This window comes from Acidovorax sp. FG60, from assembly GCF_057808995.1.
This window is the reverse complement of sequence record NZ_JBMDJC010000002.1, coordinates 456,446-479,769: the sequence shown is the minus strand read 5'-3', so window position 1 is coordinate 479,769 and position 23,324 is coordinate 456,446. Positions and strand designations below refer to the sequence as shown.

Annotated in this window: 26 protein-coding genes, 1 tRNA gene and 1 pseudogene; 18 read left to right on the top strand and 10 right to left on the bottom strand. The window is 60.5% G+C overall.

The annotated features are described in order from the left end of the window. Window positions 1-17: 17 nt before the first annotated feature. From tnpC to ACODS0_RS05020, 5 genes and pseudogenes are all read right to left on the bottom strand, one after another. On the bottom strand, window positions 18-1,478 hold the full coding sequence (gene tnpC, locus ACODS0_RS05040) for an IS66 family transposase (protein ID WP_488833273.1): 1,461 nt from the start codon (window positions 1,476-1,478) through the stop codon (window positions 18-20). Window positions 1,479-1,556: 78 nt separating this feature from the next. Continuing rightward, window positions 1,557-1,892 carry an IS66 family insertion sequence element accessory protein TnpB gene (tnpB, locus tag ACODS0_RS05035; RefSeq protein ID WP_444825658.1) on the bottom strand — a complete coding sequence of 112 codons (336 nt, stop codon included), beginning with the start codon at window positions 1,890-1,892 and terminating at the stop codon, window positions 1,557-1,559. Further along, window positions 1,889-2,293 carry an IS66-like element accessory protein TnpA gene (gene tnpA, locus ACODS0_RS05030; protein ID WP_488833272.1) on the bottom strand — a complete coding sequence of 135 codons (405 nt, stop codon included), beginning with the start codon at window positions 2,291-2,293 and terminating at the stop codon, window positions 1,889-1,891. Before tnpA ends, tnpB begins: the two co-directional genes overlap by 4 nt. A gap of 71 nt (window positions 2,294-2,364) precedes the next feature. Beyond that, window positions 2,365-2,574 (bottom strand): annotated as a pseudogene (locus ACODS0_RS05025) (transposase); the annotation flags it as partial. A gap of 249 nt (window positions 2,575-2,823) precedes the next feature. Further along, a complete protein-coding gene (locus ACODS0_RS05020; RefSeq protein WP_488833242.1) occupies window positions 2,824-3,519 on the bottom strand; it encodes a TatD family hydrolase in 696 nt (231 codons plus the stop codon). Window positions 3,520-3,614: 95 nt separating this feature from the next. Between ACODS0_RS05020 and istA the strand changes: the two genes are divergently transcribed. The 7 genes from istA (at window position 3,615) to ACODS0_RS04985 (ending at window position 9,236) form a co-directional block, all read left to right on the top strand. Next, the gene (gene istA / locus ACODS0_RS05015; RefSeq protein ID WP_419475270.1) at window positions 3,615-5,141 is read left to right on the top strand and encodes an IS21 family transposase; all 1,527 of its coding nucleotides are present in this window, start codon (window positions 3,615-3,617) and stop codon (window positions 5,139-5,141) included. Next, on the top strand, window positions 5,131-5,940 hold the full coding sequence (gene istB / locus ACODS0_RS05010) for an IS21-like element helper ATPase IstB (RefSeq protein ID WP_488833239.1): 810 nt from the start codon (window positions 5,131-5,133) through the stop codon (window positions 5,938-5,940). The genes istA and istB overlap by 11 nt, the downstream gene beginning before the upstream one ends. Window positions 5,941-6,000: 60 nt before the next feature. Then, complete coding sequence (locus tag ACODS0_RS05005) at window positions 6,001-6,438, top strand: hypothetical protein (protein WP_488833237.1); 438 nt, start codon at window positions 6,001-6,003, stop codon at window positions 6,436-6,438. Window positions 6,439-6,558: 120 nt separating this feature from the next. Then, window positions 6,559-6,996 (top strand): hypothetical protein, encoded by a 438-nt coding sequence (locus ACODS0_RS05000; RefSeq protein ID WP_013722272.1) that lies wholly within the window; start codon window positions 6,559-6,561, stop codon window positions 6,994-6,996. 134 nt (window positions 6,997-7,130) lie between these two features. Continuing rightward, complete coding sequence (locus tag ACODS0_RS04995; RefSeq protein ID WP_488833235.1) at window positions 7,131-7,511, top strand: hypothetical protein; 381 nt, start codon at window positions 7,131-7,133, stop codon at window positions 7,509-7,511. 8 nt (window positions 7,512-7,519) lie between these two features. Further along, window positions 7,520-8,503 carry an MvdC/MvdD family ATP grasp protein gene (locus ACODS0_RS04990; protein ID WP_013722270.1) on the top strand — a complete coding sequence of 328 codons (984 nt, stop codon included), beginning with the start codon at window positions 7,520-7,522 and terminating at the stop codon, window positions 8,501-8,503. Then, window positions 8,466-9,236, top strand: a complete 771-nt coding sequence (locus tag ACODS0_RS04985) for a hypothetical protein (RefSeq protein WP_227468462.1) — start codon at window positions 8,466-8,468, stop codon at window positions 9,234-9,236. The genes ACODS0_RS04990 and ACODS0_RS04985 overlap by 38 nt, the downstream gene beginning before the upstream one ends. A gap of 248 nt (window positions 9,237-9,484) precedes the next feature. Here ACODS0_RS04985 and ACODS0_RS04980 read toward each other — a convergent pair whose 3' ends face one another. Next, window positions 9,485-10,987, bottom strand: a complete 1,503-nt coding sequence (locus ACODS0_RS04980) for a tyrosine-type recombinase/integrase (protein WP_013722268.1) — start codon at window positions 10,985-10,987, stop codon at window positions 9,485-9,487. A gap of 397 nt (window positions 10,988-11,384) precedes the next feature. On the opposite strand from ACODS0_RS04980, the gene ACODS0_RS04975 reads away from it, so the two are divergent. Then, window positions 11,385-11,684: a single-stranded DNA-binding protein gene (locus ACODS0_RS04975; RefSeq protein ID WP_488833231.1), complete on the top strand. Its 300-nt coding sequence runs from the start codon at window positions 11,385-11,387 to the stop codon at window positions 11,682-11,684. Between the two features lie 98 nt (window positions 11,685-11,782). Here the strand turns inward: ACODS0_RS04975 and ACODS0_RS04970 are convergent, their stop codons facing one another. After that, on the bottom strand, window positions 11,783-11,986 hold the full coding sequence (locus ACODS0_RS04970) for a hypothetical protein (protein ID WP_488833227.1): 204 nt from the start codon (window positions 11,984-11,986) through the stop codon (window positions 11,783-11,785). Between the two features lie 644 nt (window positions 11,987-12,630). On the opposite strand from ACODS0_RS04970, the gene nirB reads away from it, so the two are divergent. The 10 genes from nirB to ACODS0_RS04920 all read left to right on the top strand — a co-directional run bounded on the left by nirB (window position 12,631) and on the right by ACODS0_RS04920 (window position 21,392). Further along, complete coding sequence (gene nirB, locus ACODS0_RS04965) at window positions 12,631-15,171, top strand: nitrite reductase large subunit NirB (RefSeq protein ID WP_488833225.1); 2,541 nt, start codon at window positions 12,631-12,633, stop codon at window positions 15,169-15,171. Between the two features lie 12 nt (window positions 15,172-15,183). Continuing rightward, window positions 15,184-15,549, top strand: a complete 366-nt coding sequence (gene nirD, locus ACODS0_RS04960; protein ID WP_228897937.1) for a nitrite reductase small subunit NirD — start codon at window positions 15,184-15,186, stop codon at window positions 15,547-15,549. A gap of 59 nt (window positions 15,550-15,608) precedes the next feature. Next, window positions 15,609-16,916, top strand: coding sequence for a nitrate- and nitrite sensing domain-containing protein (locus ACODS0_RS04955; protein ID WP_488833222.1), 1,308 nt, complete (start codon window positions 15,609-15,611; stop codon window positions 16,914-16,916). A gap of 371 nt (window positions 16,917-17,287) precedes the next feature. Beyond that, a complete protein-coding gene (locus ACODS0_RS04950; protein WP_488833269.1) occupies window positions 17,288-18,607 on the top strand; it encodes a tyrosine-type recombinase/integrase in 1,320 nt (439 codons plus the stop codon). A 95-nt stretch (window positions 18,608-18,702) separates the two neighbouring features. Further along, the gene (locus ACODS0_RS04945; RefSeq protein ID WP_488833221.1) at window positions 18,703-19,371 is read left to right on the top strand and encodes a hypothetical protein; all 669 of its coding nucleotides are present in this window, start codon (window positions 18,703-18,705) and stop codon (window positions 19,369-19,371) included. Window positions 19,372-19,512: 141 nt separating this feature from the next. Then, window positions 19,513-19,728 (top strand): hypothetical protein, encoded by a 216-nt coding sequence (locus ACODS0_RS04940; RefSeq protein WP_488833217.1) that lies wholly within the window; start codon window positions 19,513-19,515, stop codon window positions 19,726-19,728. 80 nt (window positions 19,729-19,808) lie between these two features. Beyond that, on the top strand, window positions 19,809-20,186 hold the full coding sequence (locus ACODS0_RS04935) for a hypothetical protein (RefSeq protein WP_488833214.1): 378 nt from the start codon (window positions 19,809-19,811) through the stop codon (window positions 20,184-20,186). Beyond that, on the top strand, window positions 20,183-20,983 hold the full coding sequence (locus ACODS0_RS04930) for a hypothetical protein (protein ID WP_488833212.1): 801 nt from the start codon (window positions 20,183-20,185) through the stop codon (window positions 20,981-20,983). The genes ACODS0_RS04935 and ACODS0_RS04930 overlap by 4 nt, the downstream gene beginning before the upstream one ends. 11 nt (window positions 20,984-20,994) lie before the next feature. After that, window positions 20,995-21,126, top strand: coding sequence for a hypothetical protein (locus tag ACODS0_RS04925; RefSeq protein WP_488833210.1), 132 nt, complete (start codon window positions 20,995-20,997; stop codon window positions 21,124-21,126). Between the two features lie 41 nt (window positions 21,127-21,167). Beyond that, entirely contained in the window at window positions 21,168-21,392 is a 225-nt protein-coding gene (locus ACODS0_RS04920; protein WP_488833208.1) for a hypothetical protein, read from the top strand. Between the two features lie 264 nt (window positions 21,393-21,656). Here the strand turns inward: ACODS0_RS04920 and ACODS0_RS04915 are convergent, their stop codons facing one another. From ACODS0_RS04915 to ACODS0_RS04905, 3 genes are all read right to left on the bottom strand, one after another. After that, window positions 21,657-22,064 carry a hypothetical protein gene (locus ACODS0_RS04915; RefSeq protein ID WP_488833206.1) on the bottom strand — a complete coding sequence of 136 codons (408 nt, stop codon included), beginning with the start codon at window positions 22,062-22,064 and terminating at the stop codon, window positions 21,657-21,659. A 147-nt stretch (window positions 22,065-22,211) separates the two neighbouring features. Then, window positions 22,212-22,287: transfer RNA gene (locus ACODS0_RS04910), tRNA-Thr, on the bottom strand. 11 nt (window positions 22,288-22,298) lie between these two features. Next, window positions 22,299-23,306 (bottom strand): class 1 fructose-bisphosphatase, encoded by a 1,008-nt coding sequence (locus ACODS0_RS04905; RefSeq protein ID WP_055402642.1) that lies wholly within the window; start codon window positions 23,304-23,306, stop codon window positions 22,299-22,301. Between the last annotated feature and the right edge of the window lie 18 nt (window positions 23,307-23,324).

The window sequence follows — 23,324 nt, the reverse complement described above, 5'->3', positions numbered from 1 at the left end:
CATGGTGGTGGTCTGACTTAAACCAACCGGCCTCCACGAAACCCGGGGCGGTTCACGTCCTTGAGGTATGCATAGGGATCGTGCCCATTAAGTCGTGCCGACTGGACGAGCGACATGACAGCGGCCGCCTTCTGGCCAGCTCGTAGACTGCCCGCAAAGAGCCAGTTATTGCGACCGATGGCGACAGGCCTGATCTGGTTCTCAATGTGGTTGTTGTCGATCGGCAGGCGACCATCTGAAACGAACCGCGTCAGAGCCTCCCAGCGCCGCAGGCTGTAGTCAAGAGCCCGGGCAGTTGCCGATCCTTCCGGCACCTTCTGTCGCACTTGCAGCATCCACAGATGAAGAGCGTCGAGGAGGGGTTTGGCGTGAGATTGCCGCTGGCGCAGGCGTTGGGCCGCAGTTGAGGTTTGCAAGTCTCGCTCGACTTCGTAGATCCTGCCAAATTGCAGCAGCGCGCTCTCTGCCACGACGCTCTTGCTCGTTGCATGCAGGTCGAAGAACTTGCGCCTGGCGTGGGCCAGGCAACCGACCTCGATGATGCCCTGGGCCATCAATGCCTTGTAGCCGGAGAAGTCATCGCAGACCAGACTTCCCTGCCAACCCTCCAGGAACGAACGCGCATGCGCCCCGGCACGGCTCTCACAGAAGTCGTAGACCACTGCTCGGGTGTCTTCGAACGCACCTGGTGCGTAGGCCCATAGGTAGGCACGGTGAGTCTTGCCTGCTCCGGGCTTGAGCATCGCCACAGGTGTCTCGTCGGCATGAAGCACTGGATGGGTCAGCACCTCGGAGCGCAGTGCATCTACGACAGGCTGCAGCTGAACTCCGCAGGCGCCGACCCACTGCGCGAGCGTGGAGCGAGGCACCGCATAGCCTGCACGGCTGAAGATCGCTTCCTGGCGGTACAGGGGCAGGTGGTCGGCGAACTTGGCCACCAGGACATGCGCCAGCAGGCCGGCGGTTGGAACGCCTTTGTCGATGACATGCGCGGCGACTGGCGCTTGCACCAGCCGCTCGCACTTCCTGCATGCCCACTTGCCGCGGATGTGGCGCTCCACTGTGAACACGCCTGGGGCGTAGTCCAGCTTCTCTGCGATGTCTTCGCCAATGCGCTTCATCTGACAACCGCACTGGCACACGGTCGATTCGGGCTCGTGTAGCACCTCGCGGCGTGGCAACTGAGGCGGGAGTAATTGCCGCTTGGGCTGCGTTCTGAGGCTATGGGCAATGGTCTGCGCCACCGGGGTGTCTGCGTCGCTCTGCACGTACTCAGCGGCAGCGTCGTCGAGCAGGCTGAACTGCTCGACATCGAAGCGCTCCGACTGCACGGCGAACTTCATGCGCTTGAGCAGTGCGTTCTCGTGGGTGAGCTTGTCGATCAACGCCTGCTTGTGCTTGACCTCTGCGGTTAGGCGGACAGTGAGCTCGCGCAGCTGCACTGCGCTGAGACCATCCAGGGATTGCGACTGCACCACCATGGCTTGGCAGTGTGCTGGATATCGGGGCAGCTTTGCACTGTCGAATGCCCGGATTGCCAGAGGCGCACCATCACCTCAAACGAGCGCGATGACGCCATCGTCGCCAAGGCGCTGCCATGGCAGGCCGAGTACCAGGGCACTCAGCTGTGCCTGGCTGATCGAGAGCTGGTGTGCGCCTCCTGGCATCGGCCACACGAAGCGTCCTTGGTGCAGTCTGCGAGCGCACAGCCAGACCCCGATCCCGTCGTGCACGAGCACCTTCAAACGGTTGCCGCGCTTGTTGACGAACAGATAGGCATGGTGGGGATGGGCAGCGCCAAAGACGATGACCACGCGAGCGAGTACCGTCTCCGTGCCAGCTCGCATGTCCATAGGGGCAATGGCCAGCCAGGCGGCGTCGATGCGGATCATCGAAGCCAGTCGCGCAGCCAGACACCACAGGACGAAGCGCAGTCGGTGGGCCAGTTGATGGCGACGACAGCCGATCCACGGCGCACCTCGATGTGGATTGCACTGCTCGAACGACCCGCCTCAGATGACGCGGGAGTTGTGGCGGCCTCAGCCTCGATCACCGTAGCATCCTGCAGTTGGAGTGGAACAAACTGCTGGCCGGATGCTTCAGCCGCTTCGACCAGAACGCGCTGGCGCTCTTCTCGGATCCAGCGGTGGACCATGTTCGCGTTGAGGCTGTGGCTGAGCGCTACACCCGAAACCGACGCACCCTCCTGTGAGCATTGCTGCAGGACCTGGGCCTTCAACTGCGCACTGTATGCCCGGCGCTTGGGGACTTCAAGTGTCGACTCTCTTAGCATCGTGTCCACGATCTCCTTCGTGTACACGATGCCCTATCTGGCGAACCGGCTCAAGATGGGTTCACCACCCGCTTACCTATCTCCGCGTCCTGGGCCTTCTGCTTGCCGTTGCCAGGGAACGCCTCCTGGGGCTCCTCTCGCAACTCACGAACCCACTTGCGCAGCACGTTCTCGTGAACGTCCAGGTCCTTGGCTGCCTGGGCCACAGCCACGCCACGCTCGGTGACCAGCCTGACCGCCTCGAGCTTGAACTCGCGGCTGAATGTCCTTCTTCTCTCCATGAACCACCTCCGGTTTCATCTTCCACCTTAACAAGGTGTCATCGAAACCGGCAGCAGCCCAGTTGAAGGATTGCTATTGGGAGGCGAGTTCGATGAAGTGTTAGACCGCTCCCGCTGCACTCCCGCCGCTAAGGCTAACGTGGGCCGCTTCAGGCTGGTTGCTGCCACTCACCTGCTGTGGTGGACAACTGCTATGGCCAGGAGCTGGCTTTAAACTCTCCGGAAAGGCCGTCCGCTTCTGGCAACTCGCTAAGACGTCCAGCCCATTGCGCACAACAACCTCTTCCCGTTGGCCTTTAGCGTTACCAATGCTTCGTGCTCCGTGCATTCCCAATGCGGGGCGAACAGTTGTGCCGTTCTTCCCATACTCCACGGCTGAAGAGGTACACCATTCTCCTTGGCGAACGGTCCATCACTTTCGGGGACGACTCTGTCGCGTGGGAGCTTAGCGGCGAGAGCGCGACCTGCCGCGCTCTCGAACGCGGCAGGCCCGATGCTGAACCAGCACCCCATTTTGTACGCAGCGTCCATCTCTGCGATGGTCCCAGTAAACCAGTGAAGTACAGCGGTGCCGAATCCGGGGTACTTGAGCAGAATAGGCAAAACCTCTCTGACAGCACCTCGCGAATGGATGCTTAGGACCCTGCCGCCGAGCTCCCTGCTTCGCGACACGACGGCATCAAACACCTGCCTCTGTGTTGACAGGCTAGATTTGAAGCGGTGGGAACCATCCATGCCGACTTCACCCACTGCTGCCACCAGCGCCATTTGCTTAAGCAGTTGAGGGAGCTCGCCAGCGCGGCTTTCAGCCAACTCGGGATGCAAGCCAGGGGTTATGAGCACGCGCGGAACATGGCCAAGAACTTTAGACGTGGCTTCATAGGCTCGAGGGCTCGTGGTCACGAGCCACGTGAACTCGTTGCGAAGCGCAGTGTTGATTTCCATCCAGAAGTGACCCACTAACCCCCAGGATGTCCATCTAAAACTGACCCACGTACTAACCCTAACCTGCTGCTTTGTTGAGCAGCAGGAGACCAGGAGTGATAGACGTGGCAACACTGAGTGTCATCAGGCGCTGGGCCCTGCGAGAGCAGATGTCCATCCGCGAGATCGCCCGCCGCACCGGCCTCTCGCGCAACACCATCCGCAAACACCTGCGCGCCGACGCCGACGAGCCGCACTACTCCAAACGCGTCAGCCCCAGCAAGCTCGACCCCTTCGCCCCGAAGCTGGCCGGCTGGCTCAAGACCGAAGCGGGCCGATCTCGCAAGCAGCGGCGAACCGTCAAGCAGATGCACGCCGATCTGCAGGCGCTGGGCTACACCGGCTCCTATAACCGGGTCGCCGCCTTTGCCCGGCTCTGGCACGAGCAGCGTCAGACAGCCCAGCAGACCACCGGCCGCGGCACGTTCGTGCCCCTGACCTTCGGCTGCGGCGAGGCCTTCCAGTTCGATTGGAGCGAAGACTGGGCAGTGCTCGCGGGCGTGCGCACCAAGCTGCAGGTGGCCCACTTCAAGCTCAGCCACAGTCGGGCGTTCTACCTGCGGGCCTACCTGCTGCAGACGCACGAGATGCTGTTCGACGCCCACAACCATGCGTTCACGGTGTTCGGTGGGGTGCCCAGGCGAGGCATCTACGACAACATGCGCACCGCCGTGGATCGCGTGCGCCGAGGCAAGGAGCGCGACGTGAACGCGCGCTTTGCAGCCATGGTGAGCCACTTCCTGTTCGAAGCCGAGTTCTGCAACCCGGCCTCCGGGTGGGAGAAGGGTCAGGTGGAGAAGAACGTGCGCGATGCCCGTCACAGGCTGTGGCAGGTCGTGCCGCCATTCCCCGGGCTTGAGGAGCTCAACGCGTGGCTTCAGGAGCGCTGCGTGGCCCTGTGGCACGAGATCGAGCACGGCAAGCTGCCTGGCACTGTCGCGGACGTTTGGGCCGAGGAACGGGCAGCACTGATGCCAGTACCGCGTCCCTTCGACGGCTTCGTGGAGCACACCAAGCGAGTCTCTCCCACCTGCCTGATCCACTTCGAGCGCAACCGCTACAGCGTGCCGGCGCCATTCGCCAACCGCCCCGTGAGCCTGCGCGTCTACGCCGACCGCCTGGTGATCGCAGCAGAAGGCCAGATCGTCTGTGAGCACCAGCGCCTGATCGAGCGCAACCACCATGGCGCAGGCCAGACGGTCTACGACTGGCATCACTACCTAGCGGTGCTTCAGCGCAAGCCTGGAGCCCTGCGCAATGGTGCCCCCTTCCTAGAGCTGCCGCCGGCGTTCAAACGCCTGCAGGCCACCTTGCTCAAGCAGCCAGGCGGCGACCGGGAGATGGTGGAGATCCTGGCCCTTGTACTGCATCACGACGAGCAGGCAGTGCTCTCGGCGGTGGAGCTGGCCCTGGAAGCTGGCGCTCCCAGCAAGACCCACATCCTGAACGTCCTGCACCGACTGCTCGATGGCAAGCCCGCCCCAGCGCCGGTGACGTCTCCACAAGCCCTGCGGCTCACCGTGGAACCCCAAGCCAATGTTCTTCGCTATGACCAACTGAGGGAGGTGCGCCATGCGTCATGACCCCGCCATTGCTTCCATCGTCATCATGCTGCGTGAACTCAAGATGCACGGCATGGCACATGCCGTTAACGAGCTGGACGAGCAAGGCGCCCCCGCATTCGAGGCAGCCCAGCCCATCCTGGCCCAACTCCTCAAGGCCGAGACCGCCGAACGGGAGGTGCGCTCGGTGGCATACCAGCTCAAGGTGGCCAAGTTCCCAGCCTACCGGGATCTCACAGGCTTCGACTTCAGCCACAGCGAGGTGAACGAGGCCCTGGTGCGCCAGCTGCACCGGTGCGAGTTCCTGGAAGAGGCCAACAACGTCGTGCTGGTGGGCGGGCCAGGCACGGGCAAGACCCACATCGCCACAGCACTGGGGGTGCAAGCCATCGAACACCACCACCGAAGGGTCAGGTTCTTCTCGACGGTGGAACTGGTGAATGCACTGGAAGAGGAGAAGGCCCAGGGCAAGCCCGGGCAGATCGCACACCGACTGGCTTACGCTGACCTGGTGATCCTGGATGAGTTGGGGTACCTTCCGTTCAGCACTTCAGGAGGAGCATTGCTGTTCCACCTGCTGTCCAAGCTGTACGAGCGCACCAGCGTTGTGATCACCACGAACCTGAGCTTCGCCGAGTGGGCCAATGTGTTCGGAGATGCCAAGATGACCACGGCACTGCTGGACCGGCTCACGCATCACTGCCATATTCTGGAAACGGGCAACGACAGCTACCGGTTCAAGAACAGTTCGGCTCAGCAGCCACAACCGCCAGCATCCACCAAAAAGGAGAAGACAACCAAGAACTTATCCACAACGTGAGCATGAAGTTCACGCAAAAGGGTGGGTCAGAATTCGATGGAAATTGTGGGTCAGCTTTGCATGGAAACTAACATCCCGCTGGAGGGGCTGACCCGCAAGGCCGTCTTTCCCGACAGATTTTCCGCGCCCAGTTTTGGCACGGTCCACAGTGGCCCTGCCCTTACCCTTGATGCGGCCACGCATGCGCGGCTTCAGCACGGACGCCGGGAGGTCACGCTCTATGGGCTTGGCAGCCAGTATGGGCAACTGAAGCCGACTGATGTAGTGCCAGTGAGTCTACATGGCTCGCGGGCTGCGGAGAAGTTCTTCATCAAGGTCACAAACATCGGTGTGGTGAAAGGCGGGGTTCTGCTCAAGCAGGCCGAGCACAGCCTAGCCATGCAGCACGACATCGGGAGCCAGTTGGGGGGCACGTTAAAGGCTTCGGACAAGGTCCGGGTCGTCGAGGCGGCCGGGATCTATGAATGGCAGATCGATCAGAACCGTCCAGTGATCTAGCCCTGCGGCCGAGCCGTGGGGCCGCGCCGCTGGATGGAATGATCGGAATCCGCAAACCACGAAGGAAACGCTGTGGGCTGGAACATGCCATGGTCGCGCCGATCTGCAAAGCTAGATCCCATGCTGGACGACGACGTGATAAGGCAAGCGTTGGAGCACCGGTTTGTCCGATACGCCTGCCTCTATCAGCAGCACGAGGGAATCGGGTTACTGCAGAGCGCCAGAGCTTCCACCCCGGATCTGTACATAAGGATCAACGGGAGGCAGGGTGCCTATGTTCATCAGTGGCGCTTGCGCGACAGCAAGACCGCAGTGGTGGAGCACTTCGCGGTTGAAACCGAATTTGTGGGGAAGGGTTTTGGTCTTGCAATTGCGCGCGGCCTCGCAAGTGCCCTGAGGGATGAGTTTGAAACCGAGACCATTGTGTTCAGCGAGCGCGCGTACTCCGAGGCGCATGAACGCTTTTTCAAGCGCCTTGGCGCGGTGCCTAGCGACAGCAGCCAGTATCCTGGGAAGCCGGATTGGGCCTGGTCCCTGGCGACCGCAGCAGCGGACTGAGCGTTGCCACTGTCCGCGCGTAGCACCCGTGCGGCAGGAGTGGATGGCATCGCATAAGTGACCGCCCGATGGGCGTGGGAGACAGAGGAAACGATCCGGTCGATGTTTCTCCCTGCTACGAATAAGATAGAGGCTTGAGCCTTTTGCTGCATCGTTTCCGGGAAGAAAACATGACAGAGCCCCAATTGCAACCGCCGCCAAGGGGGCGGATTAGCCCGCTGCTCACCGCAGCGTCCATTGAGCGCACCGGTAACGCCCAGTTGCCGGGGGCCTATTGTGGACAACGGCATGTATGGCTTATGGAGGGGGCGCCAATCGTCGAAGCGCTGGCGAATTTGGCTGAGCTGACCACGAAAACCGAGGCACAGTTGGAGCGGGACGACAGTTCCGAGCCCTCCTTGCTGGAACTGCAAACTAAAACAAAGGCCGAGGCGGAGCAGGATGACCAGGACCGGAATGCGCACCTGCTGGGGCTCACTACGAAGACGTTTGCCAACATGGAACGCGACGACTGAAGTAGGCCATGATTCTCATCGTCACCAGCCAAAGGGACCTAACGAGCGATTTCATCGTACTTGAGCTTCAACGCAAGGGGCTCGCCTACCTGAGGCTCAATACGGAAGAACTCCCGAAAGGTGCCTTCTACTGTCGGCCAGAAGTAGACGATGCTTGGCATTTCGATCTCCAAGGGGTGTCTTTCGACCTGTCTCGTGTCAAGGCTGCGTACTTTCGGAGGCCAGGCACCCCCGAGCCGCTTTCGGACATTCACGAGGCCGAACAGGCTTACGCTGCCGTAGAGTGGCAAGCGACATTGCAATCGCTCTATTGGGCGGTCGGGGATCGCTGGCTCAATGCCCCTCACGCGATAGCGCTTGCTGAGGACAAGATCAGGCAGTTAACTGTTGCCCGGAGGCTCGGGTTTCTGATACCCGAGACGCTGATCGGCAATTCTCCGGTTGCTGCACAGGCGTTTGCCGCGGAAAGAAGGGTTGTCGGCAAACCGCTGAGAAACGCTGTCGTGAAGGGGCAACGTACCGACAGGGTCGTCTTCACCTCCCGCGTCCACATCGATGCGCAAACCGACCCTCTCTCCATCAGGGTCTGCCCACTGATACTTCAACGGGAAATCAAGAAACGATATGACGTGCGCGCCACGGTTGTTGGGGATCGGGTGTTTGCCGTAACTATTGACTCCCAAGGCCACCCTGAAACGGAGGTGGACTGGCGCAAGACTTCGGCGCCGGACCTGGCGCACTCCGTTTACGTCCTTCCGTCCGAGATCGCCCGGAAATGCATAGCTATGACGCGTAGCCTGGGCCTGCGCTTCGGAGCGCTGGATTTCGTCTTGGACCCTGAAGGGCAGTTGTGGTTTCTTGAGATCAATCCGAATGGCCAGTGGGCATGGATAGAGACCCGGACGGGGCATCCCATCGCCGCCGCCATCGTGGCCGAGCTGGCGCAGATCGCGAATGAACAAGCTACTGCAGGCGATTTGGCCACGGCCTGAAATGTGCTCTCCTGCGGAGCTCGCTAAGCTTCAGCAGGACGGCCGCGAACTGGATGCGCGCATCCAGGACCTGCAGGGCATAGGTGACGCCGAGGCCTCCTTGTATCTCGAGGCGGCGAGGCGCATCACGGATGAAGAAGACAAACGAAAAGCTGGAGCCGAAGCCCGGGCGACGACCTACCTTGCTGCCGTCGCCGCGTTGATTCCATTGATGACATGGGCTATCGGCAACGCCGGGCCCTCGTTGACTTGTTCTCCGGGTTGGGGATGTTTCGCGTGGACAGGCATCTTTATCCTGGCGGTCATCTACTTCATTACCGCGGCCCACTGGGCCCTCAAAACCCTCGCAGTCGCCAATTATCACGTCATAGGCGTGGAGGACATTGTCCAAGTCAAGGAGCAGAAAAAGAACCTTCAAAAGATTCTGATCCAACAGTCGCTACTGCAAGGCAGGCGCAACCGCGACACCATTAACCTGAAGCTCACCTTCATCAAGGTGGCGCAGCGGCGCTTTTTCAATGGTCTTGTGATCCTGGGGTTGTTGCTGATGTTTGATCCTGCATCAAGGCTTGGCCTGATCGACGCGGCAAAAAGTCAGCTCGCTGCGGGGGCGAGCTACTTGAAAGTGGTGTCCAGCGTTCGTGCAAACAATTCCCAAGTGGGCAAGACTGAACCGAAAGATGAAACCTCTGAGCTTCTCTTGCGAATGACTCTGCAGTTACCGGCCCAATAGTTTCCCAAATACAAATACCCGCCGAGCAGCAAGCAGCGGCAACGCCGTCGCGCGCATCTCCATGTCCAACATGCGTACCAGGTTATTGAGGTAGTGGTCAGGGCGCTTTGCGGGCTCGATGCCGGGCTGCTGCCGGGGCAGCTTGCGCGGGACATGAAGCGATCCTGCCGATTGCTCGCCGGACCTGCTGTGCTCACGTTCCAGGATTGACTGATCGGCATCGCCGGAATACGCACATTTTTAAGAGATCATGCCGGGGCCTCAAGAGCCGCCTCTTCTTTCAGCGATTGGATGAAAAGCGCCTCGATGTCGACTTCAGGCGCGCGGGTCGATTCATCCTCGTCCTTTCCTTCGAAGATTGCCGTGAGCCTTTCTCCAAGGAGCCGCCACGCTTCGCGCTTTTCCTTGCTGTATTTGTAGTGCAGATAGTGCCGTCGCACTTTGCTTCCCGCCAGCACATGGTTCTGGCATTGGTCGATGACCTCTGGTGTCACTTCCAGATGCTGCATCATCGTTGCGGCTGTCCTTCGCATGTCGTGAGGTGTCCACTTGCCGTTTTCACCCCCGGACAGGACCAGCGTATCGTCGTGAACCCGGTTCTTCAACGGCTTGCGGTCCTTGAAGCGGCACTGCCGGTCGCCCACTTGCTTGCTGACTGTCTTTTCGTTCACGTGGTTTTCCCCGTCGGCACACGGGAAGCACCATTTGGAGGCCTTCGTCAGCTCGTGGAGTGCCTTGAACTGCTTCAGCGCAAAAGCGGAGAGATAGACAACCTGGTCCTGCTTCTTGCCGCGCTTCCCTTTGGCATTCTTTTTGGGGATGAACCACGCCCCGATCTCCAAGTTCACGTGCTTCCATTCGGCCATGAGCAGTTCGCCGATGCGGCAGGCCGTGGACAGGCTGATCCAGAGGGCCAACTGCGTCTCCTTCAAGACAGGCCGCTTGGCCCGGCGCTTGTCGGGAGCCGCTTCGTAGGCCTGGTGCATGGCAGCGAAGATGTCACGCAGCTCCCTGATTTCCTTCGGAGAAAGGGTTCTGGTGCCCTCGTTGGAAAGATCGTAGTCGGCATCCACAAGGTTCTCGACTGCCACAAGGGCTGTCGGATTCCCTTCCTGCAGCAGGCGCCGCCATGGCTGCCGCTCCTCCGCCCAGACGAACATCTGCTTGAGATCATGGGAGGCGATGACGGCGAGCCGATTGACTCCTCGATCGACCATCGCTCGAAGCAGAGCCCGAATGTGGTGCTCCGTCACATCCTTCACAGGTAGGGTGCCGATGGCGGGCAGAACGTCCTTGTTGAAAGAACGCTTGATTTCCGCGTTGTTGTCCTCGCGCTTGACGCCATCGGTTACCCAGGCGTCGAACAGGGACTGCACAGTAATGTTGTCGGCGTCCCGTTTTTTCTGCTCTGCGATAACCCGTTCTACTTGAAGGCGGTTCTCGATGCGAACAGCTTTCCGCTGGTCATTGGGATTGATGCCGTCCCGTACAGCTTTCCGTGCGTTGTCTCGATTCGTCCGGATCTCGTCCAGCGTCGCGGTCGGCCACGCACCGCAGTAGTGCCATGTTTTCTTGCCATCCCATTTGAACCCGTAGCGGAACTTGATGGAAACGCTGCCGTCAGCGGCGGCCAGCACTTGGCCGCTGAGGCCGTCACCGTCGCTCAGGACCTCGCCCTTCCAGGATGGACCAATGGCTTTCAGCTCGATGACCGTCCACTTCCGGCCAATGCCAGATTTTGGGTAGCGCATAGTTTCTCCAGCTTCCAGGGGTCCACCCAGGGGTCCACCAGAAATGGGATGGTAGGGGATTTGTTGGGACTCCTTTTCTTTAATTTTATCGCTTAACCTATTGTTTTTAAAGGATTTTATTGATCCACGGAAATCCACCAAAATCTACCCAAAAATGAATGGGGTGCAAGGGGTCGCGAGTTCGAATCCCGCCACGCCGACCATTGATAGCAAAAGCCCAGAACCGAAAGGTTCTGGGCTTTTTTGCTTGAGAGGGCGCTCAGAGGTATCCCTGAATGATTTGTACCATGCCTCCTGACCGCTGCACTCTTAGGGCTTGTTGTGCGGGCTGGCCGCCAGGGAGCGCGCTGTGTGCTGATCGAAAACAGGTGATGGCCCGCCGGGGCGGAGGACTTTCATGATCGATGGACTCGTGGCCGGAAGGCTTTACGGTGATTCCGAGCAGCGTACCGACAAGGCTGGAAAGCCTTTCACTGTGGCCAAGGTGCGTGCAAACACGGCGGATGGCGAGTTGCTTTTTGTGAATGTGATTGCGTTTGAGGCGGGTGTTTGCGCTGCCATTCATAACCTGCGCGATGGGGATTCACTCGCGCTTTCGGGCAGCATCACACCGAGAGTCTGGACGGACAAGCAGGGCAACACCCGGCCTGCATTGGATATGGTGGCGCACCGTCTGCTTGCGCTCCACGGAGATTGAAACAGGACGCTGCTGAGTGGCGGACCTGAAGCGGGGCAACGGTGTATCCCTGTGGGTTTGGGCAACCGGCTTCAGGCGCTTGTGGGGCACCGCAGATATCAAGTCGGGCTTTGTGGCGTGGATGTGGTTTTTATAAATCCCAGCGCTTTGAGTTCTTCTTCGTCCAGATGCAGCTCCGTCAATTCCGGTTGCCGTGCCTCCACGACACGCCTGCGTTCGTAGTTGCTGGGAGGGCCTTTTTCTGTTTGTCGGCGGTCCTGCCCGTTGCGTCTGTCGGTGTTGACTCTCCGGTCGGTGTTCATACTGGTGCTCATGCTGGTGGGGTCATGGGTATTGATGGGGGCTGGGGCTGTCGGTGCTTCATGAACGTGATGCTCGGTGGTTGCCAGTCGCCTCCGTCCTGCCGTGCCAGTCTGCCGGAGCTCGCTTTGTTTGGAAATGAAAAGATGACTGCAAGGCAAGGTGGGTTGCAAGGGTGACACTGCAGATGCTTTGGTGAATCGGAAGATTCCAAAGTGTCCACCGCCCAAGCCTTTGCCAAAGCCTGGCGACTCCAGTCCTTGCAGCTCGCTAACGGTATGGGTGATTGCCCTGATTTGGTGAGGTGCTGCACTGCATTGATGCATTCCGCCACAGGGCGGTACTCCAGAGAACGATCCGGTCGGCCCTACCTGGTCCGCCAACAGGGGCTTGGCATGGCCTCGGATGGTGCGGCATGAATATTGCGATCCCCTTCCGTGTCTGCTGGTGAAGCTGCCTGCGGACTGATCGATACCCTCCGCTAATGATGGCGGAACACCCGAGTGAGTTGCGGCTTTTTTTGCAGTCGCCCGCTTGGTAGTTCCAACCCACGCCCGTGGTTCCGCGGAGGGTGTGCTGTGCCGCTGGCATGGCACATCCTGCACCCCTCGAAACGGTTCCCCGGGTTCTTGCAGGATGAGCAAGCATGAAAATCGTTCTCATTGGCCACGGCATGGTCGGCCACAAGTTCCTCGAAAGTCTGGCCGAAACCGGCATGACTGGTGTCGAGGTCACCGTGCTGTGCGAAGAGCCGCGCCCTGCCTACGACCGGGTGCATCTGTCGGCCTTCTTCAGTGGCACCTCGGCCGATGAACTTTCGCTGGTCGAACCCGGCTTCTTCGAGCGCACCGGCTTCACGTTGCGCCTGGCCGCGCGCGCTGCATCGGTGGACCGTCGCATCCGCACCGTGACCACGGCGGATGGCGAAGTGCTCACCTACGACAAGCTGGTGTTGGCCACCGGCTCCAATCCCTTCGTGCCCCAGGTGTCCGGACGCGACCGCGATCACTGCTTTGTCTACCGCACCATCGAGGACCTGGAGGCCATGCAGGCCTCGGGTGCCAAATCGAAGACCGGCGTGGTCGTGGGCGGGGGGCTGCTGGGCTTGGAATGCGCCAAGGCGCTGCGCGACATGGGCCTCGAAACCCATGTCGTCGAGTTCGCTCCCAGGCTCATGGCTGTTCAGGTGGATGAGGGCGGTGGCCGCGTGCTGCGCGCCAAGATCGAAGAACTGGGCGTGCAGGTGCACACCGGCCGCAATACGCAGGAGATCACCGATGGCGCCCGCGCGCGCCACCGCATGGTGTTTGCCGACGGCACCTGGCTGGAGACCGACATGATCGTGTTCTCCGCTGGCATCCGCCCACGAGACGAACTGGCGCGCCAGAGCCTGCTGGCCATTGGCCCGCGCGGCGGCGTGGCCATTGACAGTGCCTGCCGTACCAGCGACCACGATGTCTACGCCATCGGCGAATGCGCCTCGTGGAACGAGCAGACCTTCGGCCTGGTCGCGCCCGGCTACGACATGGCGCGTGTGGCCGCCCGCCACATCGCGGGTGAGACCGACGCGGCTTTCGTCGGTGCGGACATGAGCACCAAGCTCAAGCTCATGGGCGTGGACGTAGCCAGCATTGGCGACGCGCATGGGAAAACGCCGCACAGCCGCACCTGCCAGTACGTGGACGAGCGTCGCCAGGTCTACAAAAAGATCGTCATCAGCGAGGATGGCAAGCAGCTGCTGGGCGCCGTGCTGATCGGCGATGCCTCCGAATACGGCACGTTGCTGCAGATGGCCCTGAACGGCATCACGCTGCCCGATGACCCCGAGTTCCTGATCTTCCCCTCCAGCGACAAGGCCAAGCCCGGACTGGGTGTAGAGGCGTTGCCTGATACGGCACAGATCTGCTCGTGCAATAACGTCACCAAGGGCGGCATTTGCGAGGCCGTGGGCAATGGGGCGTGCACCATTGCCGAGATGAAGGCCTGCACCAAGGCGGGTGCCACCTGCGGCGGCTGCGTGCCCCTGGTCACCCAGGTCATGAAGGCGGAAATGGCGCGCCGTGGCATGGCCGTGAACAACCACATCTGCGAGCACTTCGCTTACTCGCGCCAGGAGATCTACCACCTGGTGCGTGTGGGCCAGATCAAGAGCTTCGAGGACCTGCTGGCAAAGCATGGCAAAGGCATGGGCTGCGATATCTGCAAGCCCGTGGCGGCCAGTGTGTTCGCCTCGTGCTGGAACGAATTTGTGCTCAAGAAGGAGCTGGCCGGCCTGCAGGACAGCAACGACTACTTCCTGGGCAACATCCAGAAGGACGGCACCTACTCGGTGGTGCCACGCATGCCCGGTGGCGAAGTCACACCCGACGGCCTGATCGCCGTGGGCCAGGTGGCCAAGAAATATGGGCTGTACACCAAGGTCACGGGCGGTGCGCGCGTGGACATGTTTGGTGCGCGGGTGGAACAGTTGCCGTTGATTTGGGAAGAGCTGATCGCCGCCGGTTTTGAATCCGGCCACGCCTACGGCAAGTCGCTGCGCACCGTGAAGAGCTGTGTGGGCTCCACGTGGTGCCGCTACGGAGTGCAGGACAGCGTGGGCTTGGCCGTGGAACTGGAGAACCGTTACAAGGGCCTGCGTGCCCCGCACAAGATCAAGTTCGGCGTGTCGGGCTGCACGCGCGAATGCGCCGAGGCGCAGGGCAAGGACATTGGCGTCATTGCCACTGAAAAGGGCTGGAATCTCTACATCTGCGGCAACGGTGGCATGAAGCCACGCCACGCCGAGCTGTTTGCCTCCGACCTGACGAAGGAAGAACTGGTGCGCACGATCGACCGCGTGCTGATGTTCTACGTGCGCACGGCAGACCGGTTGCAGCGCACAAGCACCTGGCGCGAAAACCTCGAAGGGGGCCTCGACTACCTCAAGGACGTGCTGCAAAAAGACAGCCTGGGCCTGTGCGCCGAGCTTGAATCGCAGATGCAAAACGTGGTGAACACCTACCAGTGCGAGTGGAAGGCGGCCGTGACCGACCCCGAGACGCGCAAGCGCTTCCGCTCGTTCGTGAACAGCGACCAGGCCGATGAGAACGTGCTCTTCGTCGAAGAGCGCGGCCAGATCCGCCCGGCGCGCGCCGATGAGCGTGGCCCCGCGTCGGCCAGAGTGATCCCCATCCGCCAGGCGGCCTGAAAGGAATAGACCATGAGTGCACTCCCCATGAACAGCACCGATTCCCTCGACTGGACCGACATCTGTGCGGTGGATGACATCCTCCCCAACACAGGCGTCTGCGCCCTGGTCGCCGATCTCCACGTGGCGGTTTTCCGCACTGGCAGCGACCAGTTCTTCGCCATTGACAACGTGGATCCCAAGTCAGGTGCCAGTGTGCTGTCGCGCGGGCTGATCGGCAGCCTGAGCGGCCGCGTGGTGGTGGCTTCACCGCTGTACAAGAACCACTTTGACCTGCAGACCGGCGAATGCCTGGAAATGCCGGAGCATTCGGTTCGCACCTACAGCGTGCGTGCCGTACGTGGTCGTGTCAGCGTGGCTGGCGCGCCGGCAGCCTGACACAATCGCATCCACGTCGCGGCACTTCGGCTGCGCCCTAAACAACCCAGGAAACCTGCATGCCCGACCTCGCGGCGCCCTTGTCCGTATCGAACCTTGTCCTGCGTTCCAAGCAACTGGAGATTGATGCTGTGCGCCATCTGGCCAGTCGGGCTGAACTGGTGGATGTGATCGGGCAACTGATCCAGGGCCTGCAGCGCGAGCGGGGCGCGTCAGGGGCCTTCCTGGCCTCCAAGGCACAGCGTTTTGCCGACATGCGCCTGCGGGTGGTCGAAGAGGTGGGCCCCTTGGAGGCCCGGCTGCGTGAAGTGTTTGCTCAGCACATCGAGCCTGCACAGGGCGCCACTGCCAAGGCGCTGTCGCTGATGGCATGGGCGCTGCTCGGGATGGAGTCGTTGCCAGCGCTGCGCACCCAGATCGAACGCCAGGCAATGAGTGCCAACGATTCTGTCGCCGCTTACAGCCACCTCATTGCAGGGCTGATCGAGTTGGTTTTCCATGTAGCCGATGCGGCGGGTTTGCCCAGCGTGTCTCGCCTGCTGGTGGCGTTGCTGCACCTCGTGCAAGCGGAGGAGGAGGCGGGCCAGGAGCGGGCTTTGGGGGCCTTGCTGTATGCCTCCGGCCGTAGCAACGAGGCGCACCAGCAGCGTGTGATTCACCTCATCGATGCGCAGGAGCGTAGCCTGCGTGTCTTCGCCGAGTTCGCCGAGCCAGAACTGCGCGTGCGATGGGAGCAACAACAGCTATCTCCCGGTGTGGCCAAGTTGGAGCGCTTGCGCCGAACGCTGTGTGTGGCTCGGCCAGACGCTGCGCTGGACGGCGATCTCAGTGACATCTGGTTCGACGTTTGTTCCGAGCGCATCAATGCGCTGTGGCACCTCCAAGTCGATCTCGTCAAACGCTTGCGAGCGGACTGCGAAGCGCGCATCCTCGAAGCTCAGCAAGATCTTCAGGACTCCAAAGGCCTGCTGCGCGGACTGCGCGACAACCCGCCGCAGCGTACGCATGCCGTGGATCGGTTTTTTGACATGGCACTGGCGCCCACTGTGGTGCCAGCACCTCCGGGTGGCGCCCAAGCGGGGGAACCCGCATCTCTCATGGAACTGCTGCAGACCCAGACGGCCCGCATGGCCAGCATGGAAGCGGAGCTGGATGCTGCGCGCCGCACGCTCAACGAGCGCAAGGTCATAGAGCGCGCAAAAGGAGTGTTGATGGCCCGACTTGGCATGAACGAGGAGGTCGCCTTCAGAGTGTTGCAAAAAACCTCGATGGACCAGAACCGCCGCCTGCTGGAGGTAGCCGAGGCCACGTTGTCGCTGCCGGACTTCGCATTCGCGCAACAGGGGCAGAGGGATCCCAAGCCTTGACCTTGGCTGGGCGCAGGATGGTCGCGAGCCCTGCCTGGTCTTGTCGGTGGCGTTGCTGACCGGTGTCACAACGTTTGCGTCACGATGGAGTGCAACAAGGATTTGCACATCAATCGCATGTAAAAAGCCCCTGACTCTTGCGAATCAGGGGCTTTCATTTGGTGCCGGAGAGATGAATCGAACACCCGACCTTCTCATTACGAATGATGGGATGATTGTATTTGCCTCTGTTGAGTGGTGTAGGTAGAATCGATAAAAATCAACAACTTATGAGATATTTACTGGATGTGCAACCAGTAAAAGTGTTGATTGAAATTCGGCAATTTCTATTGAATTTGCCTACAGATTGCCTACAGATTCCCAGGGGCGCCATGAGCAAGCTACAAAACCGGGTGAGATTGACCGCTGGCCGTGTGGACGCCTTTGCTTGTCCCGCTGGCAAATCCCAGGCTTTTCTATGGGATACCGAGGCCCCCGCTCTGGCGTTGCGCGTGACCCCAACGGGCCGAAAGACCTACGTATTTGAGTCGCGCCTGAATGGGTCAAGCCTGCGCGTGAACATTGGCACCGCCGCTGATTGGTCGATTGAAAAAGCCCGGCGCGAGGCGCAACACCTAAAGGTGTTGGTGGACAGTGGCACCGACCCCCGCGAGGTGGAACGCCAGCAGCAGGCGGACAAGGCTGCAGCAAAGGCCGCCGCAACTGCCAAGGCGCTGACCGTGGGCGAGGTGTGGCCGCTGTATCTGGAGAACGGCAAACCCAAGCGCCGGGATGCATGGAAGCCCCGTTACCGTGCCGACCTGGAAGCGATGGCGGCGCCCGGTGGCGAAAAGAAGAAGCGAGGGCAGGGCGTGACAAGGCCGGGGCCGCTGTATCCCCTGCTGGCGTTGCCGCTGGCGAGGGTGAATGAGGACACGCTGAAAATTTGGTACGACCGCGAGGCCGTGGCAGGCAAACATCAAGCCGCCCGCGCCTTGATGATGTTCAGGGGCTTTCTGCGTTGGTGCGCTGCCCGCCCTGAGTATCGAAACCTGACAGACCGTGACGCAGGCAAGGCCGCCGCCATCGTGGAGAGCTTACCCAGCAACACCCGCCGCACGGACGCCCTAGAAGCCGCTCAGGTGCCCGGCTGGTGGGCTGGCGTGGAGCAACTGAGCAACCGCACCGCAAGCGCCTATCTGCGCGCATTGCTGCTGACGGGTGCCCGCCGTGAAGAACTGGCCGCCCTCACATGGGCGAACGTGGATTTTCAGTGGCGCAAGTTGACCATTGCGGACAAGGTGGAAACAACGCGAACCATTCCCCTGAGCCCCTACATGGCGCAAATGCTGGCAACGCTGCCGAGGGTGGGGCCGTATGTGTTTGCCAGCACCGGCAAGGCAGGGCGCATTACAGACACTCGCAACAGCCACTCAAAAGCCCTGCAAAGCGCCGCAATCGAGGGCCTGACAATCCACGGGCTGCGCCGTTCCTTTTCTCTGCTGGGAGAGGCTGCCGGGGCTCCTGCTGGGGCTATCGCGCAGGTTATGGGGCACAAGCCAAGCGCAACCGCCGAGGGCTACAGGCCTCGCAGCATTGACGCTCTGCGCCCTTTCCTTGAGTGCATAGAGGCGCACATTCTGGCACTAGCCGGTGTGCAGTTTGATGCTCAGGCAGAGTCGGGCAAGCTGCGCGTGGTGCAAGCCGCGTAATCAGTTTTGCCCCAGCTAGGCCCGCGAACCGAAAAGCGGGTTTCCCTGCCCGCCTGCTGGGGCTCTTGTTCAGGGTTGCACTGAGGGGGTGCTGTATGTCCACACGAACAATTGAGCCAATTCAAGTAGTCCTGCCGGATGCTGAAGGCGGCTATTACCGCTTTGGCAAGCTGCCGCAGCTAATTTCCGAAGCCTTGCGCCCAGACACGGAAGAGGCCGACGCAGACCCTCAGGGAAGCTACTACATGTTTCGCGCTCTCGATCAGATGGACTACGAAAAGGACTTGCAGCAAGCCGCCACACTGCCCCCCGGTGATCCGGGTTACTTGCATGTCGTTGAAAACAGCGCGTCAAAGCGTCCTCTTGAATGGCGTATGGGTGCCGTACTAGATGGGGGGCTGGTTCACCTAGATTGGCTGAACGAATGGGGCGAGTCGCGCAAGCCGCCGCTTGTTTTTCGTGCGTTGGGGGCATCAGAGCCGCAGGCGTCCCCACCGCCGCCCATTGAAGCCCGCACAGAGCCCCAGACAACGCCAGAGGTGAGAGAGACAACCCAAGACCGCCGCAACCGATGGCTTGACATGTTTGAGGCCGAGGAAAAGCTAGGCAAGCGAGGGGCATTGCAGCGAGTGGCAGACCGTGAAGGCGTCGACCGCTCCAACATGAAAAAGGATATCAACAAGGCACGGGTTGCACGCGACACAGAAAGGCGAGCCGGTGGATGGAGTCAGCAACTGGTGAAAGACGGCAAACGCAAACTCTGATTTACCCGGAACATACCCGGACTGATACCCAGTTCACCTATGAGAGCGAGCTGGACAACCTACCCGGTTTGACGGGGTTACGTACCCAAAAAATCCACTTGAGTTACTTCAACAGGCATCAAGCCGAAAGGAAAGTGACTCATGCAAACCGCTGCCCCTCAACAGTTCGCCGCGCTGGAATCTATTACTCGCCCAACAGTGGACACCGCCGCCGCTGCCTACTACCTGAACCGCCGCCCGCAGACCCTGCGCACATGGGCGATGAATTCCGGGACTGGCCCCGTTCCCTGCATCCGCATCAATGGGCGCCTTGCGTGGCCCGTATCGGAACTGCGCCGCGTGCTGGGGGTGGCTTAAATGAGCGCCGCTATCAATCGCCTGTTGCTGTCGCTCTGGTGCGCTACGCCTTCCCGCTGGTTTCGGAAAGGGGGCCGCAAATGAAAAAGCCTGCCGCTCCATCAAAGATTCAAGTGGGCTTTTTCCCCGAGGCCGCAGCCCACGATTCCAGTGAACACCCCGCAACGTTCCGAGGCACCGACAACCCGCGCGAGCTGCGCGCGCTGGACTTCCTGCTACGCCGTCCGTCTGTACCCCGTGAGGCTTTTGATGGGGAAGTGGGTTGCGCAAACGGCCCCGACCTGATCAGGCGACTGCGTGAATATGGGCTTGGAAAAGCGCACCTGCCCTGTACGCGCATAGAGGTTATCGACCGTGACGGCTGCGTTGCACGCCCTGGCATTTACTGGCTGACACTGCAAGGACGTCGCGCCGTTTTGCAGTGGCTTGCCCAACGTGGAAAAGGGCGCATGGAATGAGCAAGCAGAAGCCATTCAAAGACCCACGGGGGCACAGCTTGAGGGTCTATAGCGATGTGTACGACAGCGCTGCATTCGCGGCCTTGTCACCGCACGACGTGCTGGCCTATCTGGCGCTGCTGCGCGAGCTCAAGGGCTATAACAACGGCGACTTGTCCCTACCCCTGACCCGTGCAAAGAAATGCGGCATTGGGCACCACATGACCCTTGCGCGGAGCCTTCGGGCTTTGTGCGCAGTAGGTTTGATTGCAGTCACACGCAAAGGGGGTTGTACCAAAGGCGGACAGCGCCTACCGAACCTGTACCGCCTGACAGACCGCGAGTGCTACGCCATACCAGCGAAGCACCTGGAGGCCATGAAAGAAACCCACGAATGGAAGCGTGTGATCAATGCGCAGCACGGTCTACAACTGATTGCAGCCGCTGAATCTGCCATCAAAGCAAGTCCCGAAAAATTGAAAAACCAAGGACACGGCGTGACAGATGCCACGTCACCGCGTGACTTAGTCGGGGCCAAAACTAGGACACCGCGTGACACATGGAGCAAAGGACTAGGTCACGGCGCGACTATGGTGGAAAAGGCCGAAAACCTAGCAACCATGCGGGTTTCGGCTGAGTTTTCATCTTCACGGGAAAAAGCAAGCCATAGGACACCGCGTGTACCACCTTTATATGTTTACCAGTCCAAGGGGCAAAAATGGAGTGCAGACGAGCATGGAAGCTACCAGCGGCTGACAGCAAAGCCTCTTCACTTTTTAACCGGCCTGCTAAACCGTCAGCACACTACAGCGCATTGAGGGACAACGCCATGCAAACAAAACTGACCCACCACCACCCGACCACCGAAGCTGTGAACGACGAGCGGGCGAGCGAAGATGCCGCCCCGGGCATTGGGCCAACACGACCGCAGTGCAAGGTTCGTTGCTCTGAAAAACAATGAAAACACTCAAGGCAAACCAATGCACGACAAGGGCTGGCAGGATGCGGGTGGACTACATGCCGGGCGCGGCTGCTGTTGAGGCACTACAGGCTGCGCAAGAGCTTTTCCCGAACAGCAACACCCAGGCACTGATAGACCGGCTGATCATCACGGGCCTGTCTGCGCTAGTGCAAGGCCACTGGAAGCCGCCGCCGCTGTATGGCCGCGACCGCGATACGTGGAAGTTGCCCGACAACCTGCGCTGCAAGCCGGGAGAGACTGGTTAAACAAAGTTCAGAAACCCGCCTTGTTCCGGGATCAAGCCCGCAAAGTACAGAAAAGTACGGGCCAGTGTCCGGCAATGCGCCTGGTTTTCGGAGTCCGAAAAAGAGCGCCCGCGCAGGGGGGATTTGTGCAGGTGCAGGACAGCCTTTTAGGGACTGACATATCTCGCCGGAGCGTTCCGCGCGCGCGAGGCGGTAAGGTCATTCCGAGCTTGGGGCGCTCTGCCCCGAACCTAGCGGAGCATGATGCGCGACGCCAAATCGTCGTTAGCGAGCCCCGCCCATCCTTATCTGCAGGTCATAGGTTGCGCCCATATCGTCTTGGCACTCCCCGAAGCCCTGATTGCTCATTTCGGAGTATTGGAAACGGCAGCGTAAACCAACACCGTCGGAGCTACGCGCCATGATGTTTCCGCCGCCGCCTGATGTGGTGGACACGAAACCAGAGGTTGCGCCCTTTCCTACTCCCACGAATGACCCAAACGAAGAATCTGACGCGTATGCGTACTGGCCTGTAAAAACGCGCGAACCAATAGAAATCGTCACGCTACTGTCATTGTCATGCGCCGTGCCTGTACCAAGGGCAGGGCCGCCGCGCTGTTGCAGTTGTAGCTGGTATGAGCAACCGGTGAGTGCAAACCCAATCGCCAAACAGAGTGCGTGCGCTGCTTTCATGTTTGTCTCCTTTTGCTTCGCATTGTTGCTGTTTCTGGCTTTGGGGGGAAGCGATGGAAAAATGCGAATTGCCTACAGATTGCCTACAAGCAATGGGAAAAGAAAAACCCCGCTACCTTTTCGATAGCGGGGTTTCCTTTGCTGACTTGGTGCCGGAGAGATGAATCGAACACCCGACCTTCTCATTACGAATGAGCTGCTCTACCGACTGAGCTACACCGGCTTAGCCTCGAATTATAGCGTGGAATGGTAGCTGGTCACGCGCTCGACCTCATTTTTTGAGCCGAGGATCACGCTGACGCGCTCATGGAGCTGGGTGGGCTGGATGTCGAGGATGCGTTGCTTGCCATTGGTAGCGGCGCCGCCAGCTTGCTCAACGAGCCAGCCCATGGGGTTGGCTTCATACATCAGGCGCAGCTTGCCGGGCTTGTTGGGCTCGCGCTTGTCCCAGGGGTACATGAAGACGCCGCCACGGGTCAGGATGCGGTGCACATCGGCCACCATGCTGGCAATCCAGCGCATGTTGAAGTCCTTGCCGCGCGGGCCGTCCTTGCCCTGCAGGCATTCGTCGATGTAGCGCTTCACGGGCTCGTCCCAGTGGCGCATGTTGCTCATGTTGATGGCGAATTCCTTGGTGTCCTCGGGAATGCGCACGTTTTCTTCGGTCAGCACGAAGGAGCCCTGTTCGCGGTCGAGTGTGAACATGGCTACGCCATCGCCCACGGTGAGCACCAGCGTGGTCTGCGGGCCGTAGATGCAGTAGCCTGCGGCCACTTGCTGGGTGCCGGGCTGCAGGAAGTCGCCTTCCTCCACGCCGCGGTCACCATCGGGCTTTTTCAGTACGCTGAAGATGGTGCCGATGCTCACGTTCACGTCGATGTTGCTGGAGCCGTCCAGGGGATCGAACAGCAACAGGTATTCGCCTTGCGGGTAGCGGTTGGGCACCAGGTAGATTCCGTCCATTTCCTCAGACGCCATGGCCGCCAGGTGGCCGCCCCATTCGTTGGCTTCGATCAGCACCTCGTTGGCGATGATGTCGAGCTTTTTCTGGATCTCGCCCTGCACGTTTTCGCTGCTGGCCGTGCCCAGCACGCCGCCCAGCGCGCCTTTGTTCACGGCGTGGCTGATGCTCTTACAGGCGCGTGCCACCACTTCCAGGAGCAGGCGCAGTTGCGAGGGGATGAGTCCGTCCACCCGTTGCTGTTCAACAAGGTAGCGGGTCAGGCTGATGCTTTTTGCCATGTCAGTCTCTTCTCGGTC